This window comes from Amycolatopsis nivea (assembly GCF_004522235.1).
In the GTDB taxonomy this organism is placed as follows: Bacteria; Actinomycetota; Actinomycetes; order Mycobacteriales; family Pseudonocardiaceae; genus Amycolatopsis; species Amycolatopsis nivea.
On the sequence record NZ_SDLT01000041.1, the window covers coordinates 79,033 to 92,053 of the forward strand.

Here is a 13,021-nt window from a genome sequence, read left to right on the forward strand (position 1 = left end):
GCTCGCCTCCAGCAGAAAAGCGGCGTATTAACTCCGAACCGATCGTTGTTCAAGACTGCTCGTCGGCCAGCGGGTTGAGGTCGCGGATCATGGCCCGTGCTTCGTCTCTGCACAGCTCGCTCCATCGGGCGAGGTCACGGGCAGCGTGCCGCCGAACGTGCGACGGAGCCGTTTCGTCGCGGGCCACAGCTCGCGCGACCCCGGCAGCTCTTTCCCGCCAGTCGCGCCGCAATGCGACCAGCGCCTCTGCACACCGGACACGGACTACCCCGCCGAGTCCCTCGTCTCGAGCCATCGCGCTGAGAGCTGCCTCTGCCGTCACAGGATCAATGGTGGCGGTGGCGAGGAGAATCTTTCTGCGGCACAAGGGTGCCTCCGCCCTCATGCCGTGCAAGGCACTCAAGACCTCGCGATGACCGCTGGGAAGGAGATCGGCGAGCGCTTGCGCTGCTTCGGCTCGCACGGCGGTCGCCACAGTTGTGTCGTGCATGAGCCCGCGGAGCACAGTCACTGCTCGTTCGCGGCCCGGCACTCCGAGCGTGGCGAGCGTGCCTGCGACGAACCGGCGCAACGCGGGCCTCACCGCCACGTCCGCGGCGATCCCGTGGAGAAGCTGCAAGCCTGAGGCTCGGTCCTCGACGGTCCTGTCAAGGAGTTTCTCGGCTGCTCGCCACCGGACGACAGGTGTCTGCCGCAGGTCGTCGCGCAATGCCCGGAGCCTGTCGAGACCGTCGATGTGCCCCAGCGCGAAGACCGCATCGACGCGGTCCCGGTCCGACGACCGCTCGTCCTGCGCGACCTGCCGCATCAAGTGGACCACAGAATCGGGCAAGTCCGTGGTGATGTCCATGGCGAGGCGGGCTGCGCGCAGCCGGTCCCGCAATGGCAGCGTTTCGTTACGGAGCTGGTTCTCCGCCCAGTCCTGCACCTCCCGCCGGACTGACGGGCCGAATGCGGCCAGTTCTTTCCGGGCCTGGTATGCGGCGTGTTCCTGCTGGGCAAAGCGGTTGAGCAGGCGGATCCCTTCAGGCAGATGCCGCCGCGACAGGCGCGCGAGCGCCGCTGCGGCGCTGACTCGTTCGGACGGCAGGGACTCGACTGCGGCAAGCACGTCGCGCACTTCCGTCTCTGCTTCTGCCGCCAGCGGCAAATCTCCCCACACGTCGCGTTGGGGCAGGCGATCCTCGATCGCGGCGGAGCGGTCGGCCAGCAAGGCCCGCTCGATCTCGGTGCGCACCTTTCTCGGGAGCCTCTCGGCGAGGCGAAGTCGATCATAGGGTTCGGTCCAGGGGTCTTGCACGACAGCGATCAACAGGGGGTTGAGCTCGTAACGCCAGGAGAGGAGGTTGTCCAGCCATGCGGCGCTTGCGCGCCGCGCGTTCGACGGCATTCGGGGGTCCTCGGCGTTCCGGCGGAGGAAGTCGATCGCCAGTCGTTTGCCGCCCCGGTTCAACTGCGCGAGGAGGTACGCGGCAGCGGCTCGGTGGGCAATGTTCTCCTGCTCGTCCTCGATCACCTGTTGGTGGTAGCGGGCCGCTGGTTCGCGGAGGGCGTGGTCGAGTTCGACGAGGACCTGCCAGATGTCGGAGCGCGTGTCGAAGGCGAGGTGGTCGTCGTCGACCCAGCGTTGCAGTTCCGCTCGCACCTTGTCGGCGGAATCAGGAGCCAGAGCCGCGAGCAGTGCCGCTGCGGCGCTGCGAGCGGTGATGTCGACGTCGCGATCCCCGGCGACGGCTTGAAGCTGGGGCACCACCTCGGCACCGAGTTCGGCGAGATCGAGAACAGCGGCGCGCCACCCGGGCCGCCACGATTCGGAACGCATTTGAAAGACGGTTTCTCTGGCTTCCGCCAGGAAGCCGGGGTTCATTCTCGCCAGCGCGAGAGCTGCGTCGGTTCGCACCCGGAAATCCGCTGATTCGTCCCGGGCGATGCACTGCAGGACGGTCGCCGTCTCGTGCCTAGTTCGATCACCGAGCATAGCGAGAGCTTCGGTGGCGTCCCATTTTTCCTCGGACGACGAATGCGGATTGAGTATCAGGTCGCGTAGCGCTTCGCCGACCTCGGCGCGTATTCCAGTCCCCGTCGCGGTGAAGCTCTGCACAGCAGCGGTGAGGTTCACGTCAACGTTCGTCGGCGAGCGCAACAATTCGCAGAGGGCACCGGCAGCGCCGCGATGAAACGTGCGTCCGAGTGCGACCAGTTCGCGGGTGGCGGAGATCCGGGCGCGCAGGCTGCGTTCTTCGCTGGTCTGGACGGCGTTCAGCGCTCGCGCTACCTGCTCGACGTGCTTGCGATCCGTCGATGCCACCGCAGAGGCAACGTGGAGCGAAAGGGCTCCGGCAGGTCCTTCGGACGACGCCAAGTCGAGCAGAGCTTCGCACGCCTGGTCGTGGACCGATGCATCGAGCATGAGGAGTTCCCGCCAGGCCCTCGAGACGATTTCGGAGTCGAGGCCGCTCGCGGCCAGGGCGCGCAGATGCGAACACGCTTCGGCGTGGAACTCGGGGCCGATGTCGGCTAGGAGTTGCGCTGCGCGGAAGCGTGCCCACGGATCCGCGGCGCAATCGGATGCGATGGCGCGCAGCCGGTCCAACGCTTGTTGTCGGTGTGGATCGCTGGTCAGCCGGGCGAGTTCGCCGAGCGTTTGCGCGCGGTCATCGCCGTTGGCAGCGGGGTCGTCGAGAAGTTTCCACATCGTGTCGGCCGCTTCGCTCTGCAGTTCCGGGCTGATTTCCGCCAGGTAGCGTGCGGCGAACAGGATGTTGTTGGTGTTCGCCTCGGGGTCCGTGATCACCGAACGCAGCTCGGCAACGGAGCGGAGCTTGAACTCTGCGCCCAGTTGGGCCAGTTGGTACGCGCAAGTTTGTCGTTCGAACGGCATGATTCCTCGTTCTCCGAGGATCTCGGTCAGCAGTTTGCCCGCGGCGATCCGGTGTTGCGGGCCGAGTTCGCTGAGTATGTTCGCAGCTGTTGCCCGGTCGAAGCGGTGGCGGCGGCGATCGGTGATCAGCGCGGTGATCTCGGTGGCGGCGTCGGCGAGGCACTGGGGTCCCAGGGACGCCAGCCCGAGCGCAGCGTCGCGCCGGCCGGCCATGCTGTCCCGGTCCACCGGGTCGCGCAATACAGCGCGGAACACTTCAGCGCAGGGTTCGTGGAACTCGGTGCCGATTTCGACCAGGCCGGTGGCCGCTGCGACGATGTCGTCGGTCGGCGTGTCGGGGTCTGCCAGCAGCCGCGACAAGGTCTTCACTGCGTCCGCTCGAGCGCGGGCGCCGAAGGCGGACAGGACGATCGCGGCTGTGCGGCAGTTCTTTCCCGACGCGAGCGGGTCGCGCAGAACCGAGCGGAGGCCTCGTTCTGCGGTGTCGCGTTCGGCGGTGCCGCTGTGGGCCAAGGCTTCGGCGGCGGCGAGGCGATGGTCGATCGGCACGCCGTCGTCGTCTGCGACGGTGCGCAGCAACGCCGTCGCCTCGGAGCTGTGGGTGCTGCGCACCCTGATCGCCAGCGCCGAGGCCGCCTCGACCCGGGACGGCCATGGAGCGTCGTTCGTTCTCATCAAGTCCAGCAGCCACTCGACAAGTCCCGGATGGTGTACGGCGCGGCAGGTTTGCCGCAGAATCTCCCCGGCGGCGTACTGGGTCGTCATGGCCCAGCCACGGGCCGTCGCCATGAACGCGTCGGTCGTGTCAGCGCCCGCCGGGATATGGCGTGCGAGGAGCCGCGCGGCGAGCAGATGCTGGTCAGAGCTTCCGGCGTGCAGGCGGCTCATCAGCGGGTCCGCCTGATCGGGACGCAAGCGCGCGTAGTGGAGCAGCACGGCGCGGGCGTGGCGCCCGGCGTCCTTCGGCAGAGCGCTGTGCAGGAGGTTCGCGAACCCGTCGTCGTCCGGATCGAACTGCTCCGGCAGGGTGCGCGCGGTCGCCGTGGCGGCGAGATGCTCGGCGAAGCTGTGGTGCAGGAACGCCAGATCGCCGCCGCGGACGACCAAGGGACCCGTTGACGCCAGGAACACGCGCAGCTGTGCTTCCCAGCCGTCCGCGAGCTCCGGTGCCGGGACGTTCCGCAGCGCCCAGTCGCGTGCCGCCTCGACGAGCGAGGTGTCGCGCTCCAGCCGCACCAGGCCCAGGTGTTCGAGCAGCGCCGCGCGTCGACGACCGAACGGTCTCAGTGCGCAGGTTCGCGCGGCCCCCAGGAAAGCGAGGTACGCGTCGTAGAGTTCGTACTGGTTGTCCGGCAGGGGTTGTCCGTCGGACTGCTCGTAGGTGATCGCCGCGATCGTCGCGAGCAACGGCACCGAGACAAGTTCGTCCAAATGCGCGTCGCGGACGTCCCGCAGGAAATGCTGGGCGCGTTCAGGACCGACCTCGGCGAACCAGTTCTCCGCGAAGCGTCGCAAGGCTTCGTCGTCGAAAGGCTGGAGCTCGTAACGCGCCGCCCCGATGCGCTGCAGCGGAGCCAGCGCGGCACCCTCGATCGGCCGAGTCGTCACCACCACGCGGTAGGCCGAATCCGGCGAACTCGACGCCCACGCAGCCAGAACCGACACCAGCCGATCCCGTTCACCACTGCCGGCCACCTCGTCGAGACCGTCCACCAGCAGCAGCCAGGGACAGCCGAGGACCCGGTCGTTCAGCGCCGAGCCGGTCAACGGGACACTCAGCAGCGCGCCGTACTCGACGCGCGCGCTCGCCGCGAGCGCCTCCGCGAACGGCAGATCCAACCGCGCGGCCAGCTCCCGGGCGGTGAGCCGCAGCGGCACCACGGCGTCCGGCAGCGGAGCAGCGACGTCGCCCGACACAGTCCACTGTTCTGCGATATCCGCTGCCAAACGCAGAGATAACGTCGATTTTCCTTGCCCCGGACCGCCGGTGATCACGAGATGCCGGTCGGAGTCCAGCACTTCGCGGACCGCGCGCGCCGGCGGCCGCACCACCACACGGGCATTCCATGCACGAGACACGTCCACGATCCGCCCGCGGTCGTCGAGCATCGGGGCCGGGCTCGGCTGCTCCGGCTGTGTCGTCTCCGCGCCGGCACCGAGTTCCTGGCGCACATAGACCGTGGCCAGCGACGGCCGACGAGCACCGGGTAACCGGTACGGAAGCTCCGTAGCCGCCTGCACCTGGGCGCGCAGCAACGACCGGACCTCCGGCGGAAGATCGCCCAGGCGAGGGTTCCCGCACGAAGGCGCGGGATTCCCCTCCGCCGACGAGGAATTCCGATCGAATTCGTCAAGGTGCAGGTGGACATGCACTCCGCCCTGGATGGAGCCGGCCTGCACAGTGGGGCCGGAGACGGTCCCTTCGACACGGTTGGTGTTCTCCCAACGCTCGTCCCGGCCCACCAGTTCTCCCTCCGCCGCCACGACCGAATGTTCCCACGCGCGGAGCGGCACGGAAGACTTCTGGCGTCTCGAAATTCGCCGACATCGCCATCAACCCGCGCACGCGACGCGGGGTTCTGTCGACGCTGTCCCCGCGGCAGCCGACCAATCCGGTCCGCCGAAATCGGGGTCTTCGCTGGAATTGTCGGTTGGTTCTGGTACCCAGTCCACATGTACGTCTACGGGGGAACGGTCCGCGCGGCCGCCGAGGAGATGTCGGCGTCCGCGACAGCATTCGTCGGCGCGTGTGCACGCCGGTTCGAACAAATCCACGAGGAGCCAGCGGGGGACGCGGAGCGCCGGAGCTGGCACGCGAGCTGGCCGCCGATGCTCGACGCGCTGGTGGACGCGGGCCTGGGAGAATTGTGGCTGTGCCTGGAGTACACGCTGACCGGCAGCAGCGAGCGGGTCGACGCACTGCTCTTGGACACAGCGGACGACGGCCAGCTCGCCGTTGTCGTCGTGGAACTCAAGCAATGGGACCGCTGCAAGAACATGGGCGGCTCGCAGGTGCGCATCCGGGGCGAGGTGCGGCCCCATCCGGCCGCGCAGGCCGCCGGATACATCGCCTATCTCCAGCAGTGGGTACGCCGGACTGAACTGAAGTTCGACGTCCGCGGCACCGCGATCCTGCACAACGCCCCGCCCGGCGAGATCGAGCGGCTGCGCGCATCCTCGCCCGTGCCCGAAGTGTCCTTGCTCGGCCGCGACGACCTGGCCGCGACGTCCGCGTTGGCGGCGCGGTTGGGCCTCGCCGCGCCGGCTCCGGACGCGGTCGAGGAGTTCCTGACCGCCCCGCACGCCGCGCCGGTGTCCCTGTTCGAGGACCTCGAGAATACCATCGACGGCGGCTCGTCGTTCACGCTCACCGGCGAACAGCAACACGCGCTGCTGGAAGTCCGCAGTCCTGAACTGCCTGTCCTGGTTGAGGATTCCGGCCTTCAGGAATGCCTTCACCAGAGCCAGCATGCGTCTGTCTCCGACTCGACGTCGCACCTGGTCCATCAGGGTCGTGTGGTCGATCGTGTCGAAGCACGCCTCGATGTCGCCCTCGACCACCCGCTCGTAGGAGTGCTTGGCCAAGAACCATGTCTCGGCGATCGCGTCCTGTGCCTGGTGTCCGGGGCGGAACCCGTAGGAGCATGGGTGAAAGTTCACCTCGAAAATCGGCTCCAACACCAGCTTCAGGGCCGCTTGGACCACCCGGTCGGCCGTGGTAGGGATTCCCAGACGACGCATCTTTCCGTTCGCCTTGGGAATCACTCCGCCTCCAGCGCGACGCCATCGACACGCTCGGCACTGCACTCAACGGCTCGTCGATCACCGAGACGGCCGGCTCCGACGGCGACGAACCGCCACCTTGTGCCGCCTTCGTACGCTGACGTTGCCGTCAACTACTGCCGTCAAGACCCGCTGAAGGCCCACCAGGAACTGCTTTATGGGCCTTCAGTTTTGCACTTCTGACGCCCAGAAATCGAGCGCTGCTACCTGAGTGTCACGCCTACGCCGAATTCTCTCAGAACGTCTATAGCGGACGCCGCCAGCGAGGCACCCATCCTTTCTTGCGCACCGGAAAAGTGTTCCCATACCAACTTAAACGAAGCACTAGCGTTTCGGGACGACGCAAGGCAGTCAGCAAGGCCGTCAAGAGTGGATCCAAAATATCCGCCGGGACCATTAACCGCTTCGCCAAGCGCACAATAGAAGCTGCCTTCACCAAAGATCTGACTTCCATCGATTACGCAGATTTCGCCAATGCCGTACCTCTTAGCCGCATGTCCAGTTTCGAACCAAGAATTCTGAACCACATGAAGCCAGCTATCATGCGATTTGATGGGATACCCCACCCACTCCCCCTTCATAAGGGGATTCCCTGAAGACCATCGACGCCAGATCGCTCCCGCTGCGACATACGGGCAGGTATAGCCATAGAAGGTCGCAACAAAGCCACCCCGCCCGGGGCTTTCCTTACCCTCGAACGTAGAGAGCAGCCGTACCCGCCCGATGTAATACGACCCGATCGCGTTGCCGAGTGAGTTGACCACGCGCAACTCTACGCCTGACAGGTCTTTGCCGAGGCGGACCGGTTCTCGCGCAGACCCGAAGATCAAGACGTCCTCTGACTGTGCGTGATCCGTCTCCACAAAGAACCCGTTGATTTCATGCGCCGCGATAATGACCGTTCCGGACTCTTCTTCGACTAGGCGATAGAGCGGAATATCCGGGCCGCGTTCACTCATCTCGCACCTTCCCACTGTCAACCAGGTGAATTCTAGCGGAGAGTCCGGAGAAGTCTGACGGAGACCTCTCCGGACTCTCCACTGCATGCACTTCTACCTACTACCACCCAGCGTCAGGGAAGTGTGGCGCGCTGAAGGTCTTGATCGTCGCGTAGTGGTCAGTCGTCCACCCCATCACTGTCCGACCATCGGGCAGGGTCTTCGCTAGAATCCGAGATCTGTCACCCTTAGATCCGGGAACTCGATACTCCAAGGCACCCGCCCACCGCCTCTCGTGAGGCGCCCTACCTTCGAATACCTTCTGCGCTCCAGTGGCAGGATCCGTCTGCGGAACGCCTCTCCCGGCTCTGATTTCGTCATAGGCATCGAGGAACAGCCTCGACATCCCCTGTGGAAGCGGATCCGACAGCTTCCCGGTAGAACAGCCATCGCTGTTGTGAACGAGGACCGGAGTCTCGCCCGCCAGCACATAGTACGCGTGCAAACTTTCGACAGTAAGGTCGTAGGTCAACCCGACGCCTCGATACCGCGAAACGCGCTCGATCGTGACGGGACCGCCAGGAGCCGACACCTGATCACCCGGCCGCAACTGCCCGGCTTCGACCCAGTGTTTCGTCCGGAGTTCCCAGATTTGATGGTGCTCAGTCGTCCGCAGCGAACGACCCTCGGCATCGGCGAGGTCCAGTTCGACCCGGTCGCGGTCGTCACTGGTCACGTGGACCGCTGTCACCGGGTGCTGTTGCACACGACCCGTCGTCGGGTCGCTGTCGGCAACGATGTCGCCGACCTTGATCTCGGAGATCGGTTTGGTCGAACCGTCCGCCAGCAATACCAGGGTGTCGCCGGTGAAACTGTGCGCGATCGGACAGGAAAATTCAGGGGTGATCGCCCCTTCAGCGGCCTTGCTCTCGTCCTTGACGACGTCGTCCACGATGCGGACGGCTTGTGCCGCTTCGGAGAAGCGGGCGGACTCGGCGATCGCCTCGATCGCCTTGGCTCCCTTGCCGATCGGTATGAGCGAGGCGAGGGTCGCCAGGCACGGGCCCGCCGCACCCTCGGTGAAGCATTCGATGGCGTCGGGGATTCCGGTCATCTGCCAGCCCGCCTGCAGGATCTCCTTGATCGTCATTCCCTCGTGGTGGAATTCGTGGTAGATGTGCAGGGCTCGGTCCCGAATTGGCGGTTTTCTGTTTCGTTCGGTGACGTCGCTGTACTTGGTCAGGCAGTCGCGGCTCCAGTTGCACATCCGGACGGAGGACCTGCGGTACTTGTTGTAGAAGGCGTCGTCGGACGCGCTGCCAGTGCTGGCGGTGTAACCCCAGTTCTCGCAAGCAAGCCGGTCGTCCGCACCCGCGCACTCGGAAAGCATCGGCTCGAGGCCGGTCGGGTCGGTGTTGGCGAGCGGGTTGTCGAAGCCGTAGGTGTAGGCGTTGAAGTGCAGCGGGTTCGTCGGGTCCAGGACCGGGTCCGGCGTCACGAACGTCCCGGTGGCAGGGTCGTAGTCGCGTGCGCCGAGGTGAGTGAGGCCGGTGGTGTTCTGGTAGCCGCCGAGGAAGCCGTGGTTGTCGGCCCAGGGTCCATCCGGTGTGCCGCGGGGAACGCCGTAGGGATCTTGGTATCGCTTGTGCACGGTCAGGTTCGCCGCGTCCACCGTGGCGTACGACGTGCCCTGGTTGTCCGTGATCAGCCATGACACCCCGGCGACGGCATTGCGTTCGGCGACGGGCTGACCGTTGTAGCTGTAATAGCGCGTCCCGACCGGGGTAGCGCTGCCCGCGGCGACGTGAAGTTCGGTGTCGCCGACGGTCAATGTCACGCCGGTCGGGTCGCGGGTGATGAGGCGGTTGCCGTCGGCGTCGTAGACGTAGGTGCTGGTTTTGCCGTCGGCCTCGGCGATCGAGGCGATGCGTCCTTCCGCGTCGTAGGTGAAGGTCTGGCCGGCTCCCGCCGGTCCGCGGGTTTTGGTGCGGCCGGTGTTGTCGTAGCCGGCGGCGCTGGCACTGGTGGCGTTGCCGCTGACACGGGTGACCGTCTGGGGAGCGTGCGGTGACGCTGCGCCTGGGTTCGGGTAGGTCGTTGTGGTGGTCGCGTCGCCGCCGGTCGAGTGCTGGACCTGCTGGACGCGGTTGTCGGCGACGTCGAATGCCCACGACGTCCAGTACGGCGCCGCACCGCCCAGTGCGTTGGCAGCCGGGTCGGGGGCGCAGTCCGCGGAAGCCGGGGTCCAGGCGGTGGTGAGTCGCTGGCGGCTGTCGTAGCGGAAGCACTGGACGTCGGCGGCGCCGTCTTGCGGGGTGTCGGCCAGCTTGGCGAGATTTCCGGCCGGCAGGTAGTTGTAGGTGCGGTTGCTGATGTCGTGCGCGGTCGTGGTGGCGCGCTGCACGAGAGTTCCGGTGAGTCGGCTGGTGCCGTCGTCGTAGTCGTTGTGGATCGAGACCTGGTTGGGGCTGGCGGGGTCCTGGAAGTCCAGGCGCATGACCTGGCCTTGGGTGTTGTACTGGGTGTTGGACACCAGGTACAGCGATGTGCCCGAAGTCGATGAGGAGCGCAGGCCGGTGGGCTGGCCGAGCGGCCCGTAGTCGTGGAAGATCGTTTCCTGTGGCAGGCCGCCTTTGCCCGGGCTGGTGGTGTTCGTGACAGCGCCGCTGAGCGGGTCGTAGGCGGTGGCGAAGCTGTACGTGCCGCCGAGGCCGGTTTCGAAGTTGGGAATGGTGTAGCGGACCCCGGTGGCCCGGCCGGCTGTGTCGTAGCCGGTCACGGCCGTCGAGTAGGCGCGGCCGTCGGCGTAGCGGGTGGAACCGGTCGGCTTGCCGGGAAGGACGGTGTCGTAGGTCCAGGCGGCCAGCTTCGTGCCGCTGGGCGAATCCTGGTATTCGGCGGTCTTGCGTCCGAGGTTGTCGTAGGCGAAGGCGAGCGTGCGGTGCTCGGCGTCAGTGGTTGTCGCTAACTGGTCGGCGTCGTCGTAGGTGTAGGTCGTGGTCCCGGTGTCGGGGTCGGTGGTGCTCGCCTGATGGCCGTGCAGGTCGTAGGTGGTCGTCCAGGTGTTCTTGCCGGTGGCGTCGGTGATGGTCGCCAGCTGGCCGTTCGGCGCGTAGGTGTAGGTGGTGACGTCCGCGGCGTCGTTCGCGCCGGTGTGGTCGCGATCGTGGTACTGCAGGGTGCGGACGTTCTGGCCGAGGCCGTTGATCACTGTGCCGACGGCGCTGCCTCCGGCAGGCGGGATGGTGACAGTCCGCTGGCCGTCGTAGACCGTGGTGGTGCGCCATTGTTCGGTGCCGTCGTGGACGTAGGCGGCCGCGATGCTGCGGCCAGCGCTGTCGTAGGTGGTGAAGGTGCTGTTCGGGACAGCGTTGTCCTGTACGACGTGCAGCGTCTTGTCCGGGCCGGAGTCGCCGTTCCAATAGTTGTTGTGGTCGATGTATACCCGGCCCTGGGAGTCATAGAGTTTGTCGGTCAGGAGCCTTCCGCCTTGCGCATACGGCGTCGGACCTTGCGTCTGCACGGTGCGACCCAACCCGTCGACGAGCGAGTAGCTCGTGGAGTAGTGCGCGTTGGAGAGCAGCGCCGCTGTAGCGACGTAACTGATTTTCCCGGCGTCCGCGGTGACGAAGTACTGGTAAGTCGTGGTCGCCGGAGCGTTGCGGGTTTTGTCGTGCCCGGGTGCCCAGACCGCGGTGATGCGGCCGAGCGGGTCGTAGGCGGCGTCGGTGCGCAGACCGCTGTTGTCGGTCTCGGACAGAACCGACCCGGATACCGGGTCGATCACCTTTGTCGAGGTGAACGTTCTGGAGTCGGTCGCGCTGACCGGCGGTGTGGTGGTGGCGATCTGTGTGACGGGCCCGCCGGTACGGGGTGTGTAGGACGTGGTGGTCGCGCGGCCGCGATGGTCGGTCACCTTCAGGCTGCGGCCGTACTCGTCGAACGTCGTGGTGCTGTCCGGGCTGCGGAAGGTCTCCGCTCCCCCAGCCGGCCATGTGTCCAGTTCGTCGGATTGGGTGACGTCCCCGATGGTCGGAGGCGTGCCGTAGGGCTGGGAGTCGTAGGAGTTCTTGGTGTCCGAGACGATGGTCGATGCACTAGGCCCGGTGGCGCACGTAGCAGCGAATTTGGTTTCGCGTTGCACGGAGTTGAGCAGCCAGGCACCGGTGTTGGCAAGATAAGTCGCCTTGGTGCAGGTGCTCTGGGCCGGATCCGGCGTCGTTCCGTTGAACGCACCGACTGTTTCGGTCGCGGTGGCCAGGCCGTAGTCGCCGTAGGTCGTGGTCGTGCGACTTGCCTGCCATTGCTGCGCGGAGTCGCTCCAGACCCGGGACCGGTCGACCGCGGTGCCGGTGTAGAAGGACTGGAACCCGTCGGTGTCGGTCGCGGTGGCGGCCGGGCTGCGCCATGGGTCGCTCAGGTGGTCCACGATCACGCGACCGTCGAGGTAGGTGAGGCTTTCCCGGGTGAATCCGGCGTATTGGTCCAGATCGGTGACGTTCTCGCCCCAGTAGCTGGGCACCGAGACGCTTCGCCGTCCCCCTCCGGGCAGGGTGTCGCCGTCCATTCCGCGCAAGTACCGGGTGTCGCTGATCGTCTGCGGACCGGACGGGTCGCCGGCCGCGGCGCCTTTGGTCGTCTTCACCTCGCCGTATCCGCGGAATTGCGACCAGGTCCGGTACTTCGGGTTGATGAGCGGGGTGTCCTCATGGTGCCAGGCAGCGCCGCCGAGGTAGTCGTAGTGCGTGACGATCTGCTGGGACAGCGCGGTCCGGCCGTCTTCTTTGACTTCGGTGACCGGGTATTTGTTGAACCAGTCGAGGATCGGGTCTTCCAGCCCTCCGGGGGTCCAGTAGACGGGGTAGCAGGCGAGCGTGTTGCTTTCCGGGGACGCGGGCATTTTCGTGCCCGTGACGCATTCGGGTTCGGCGTATTTCACGCTGGTGACGCCGCCGGTCGAACTGGTGATCGCGTCGATCCGCTGACGCGTGAGTGCTGTGTAGCCATGGGTGGCGTCAACGCGGTTGGCTTTGGGAACGCCGTGGAACAGCGTCGGCGGCAACGAGATCGCGGGCTGTGCGCTGGAGGTGTTGGCCAGGCCGGTCTGGGTGATCGAGTCGAGCCACAGTGCCGGACTGCCGCCGTCGCCGGTGGTCGGGTAGGACTGCCCGAGAGTCCAGGACACTGCCGGTTTCCAGCCGCCGTTTCCGTCGGTGACTTGCCCGGTCACGGCGGTGTAGCGCTTGCGGCTGAAGAACGTGGGCGAGGCGCTGAGGCACGTGGTTCCCACCGTGCAGATCCGGTCGAACGGCACATCCGGCCAGTGGGTGGCGTTGGTTTTGGTCAGCTGTGCCGGGTCGCAGGCGAAGGTCGGGGTCGTGGGCCTGACCCGTTTTGACGGACATCCGAGATCAGGGGG

General features: G+C 66.4%; 4 protein-coding genes. All 4 read right to left on the reverse strand.

Annotation, left to right across the window (positions count from 1 at the left end):
* Window positions 1-49: 49 nt before the first annotated feature.
* A complete protein-coding gene (locus tag EIZ44_RS35865; RefSeq protein WP_043829528.1) occupies window positions 50-5,395 on the reverse strand; it encodes an NACHT domain-containing protein in 5,346 nt (1,781 codons plus the stop codon).
* 39 nt (window positions 5,396-5,434) lie between these two features.
* Window positions 5,435-6,622 (reverse strand): reverse transcriptase domain-containing protein, encoded by a 1,188-nt coding sequence (locus EIZ44_RS45805; RefSeq protein WP_081684743.1) that lies wholly within the window; start codon window positions 6,620-6,622, stop codon window positions 5,435-5,437.
* A 245-nt stretch (window positions 6,623-6,867) separates the two neighbouring features.
* Window positions 6,868-7,623 (reverse strand): barstar family protein, encoded by a 756-nt coding sequence (locus tag EIZ44_RS35875; protein ID WP_134662607.1) that lies wholly within the window; start codon window positions 7,621-7,623, stop codon window positions 6,868-6,870.
* A 100-nt stretch (window positions 7,624-7,723) separates the two neighbouring features.
* Complete coding sequence (locus tag EIZ44_RS35880) at window positions 7,724-12,892, reverse strand: RHS repeat-associated core domain-containing protein (RefSeq protein ID WP_134733561.1); 5,169 nt, start codon at window positions 12,890-12,892, stop codon at window positions 7,724-7,726.
* Window positions 12,893-13,021 lie beyond the last annotated feature (129 nt).

Excerpts from the sequence above, each read along its gene's own strand:
- EIZ44_RS45805 (WP_081684743.1), bottom strand. The coding sequence starts at position 6,622 with ATGCGTCGTCTGGGAATCCCTACCACGGCCGACCGGGTGGTCCAAGCG.
- EIZ44_RS35875 (WP_134662607.1), bottom strand. The coding sequence starts at position 7,623 with ATGAGTGAACGCGGCCCGGATATTCCGCTCTATCGCCTAGTCGAAGAA.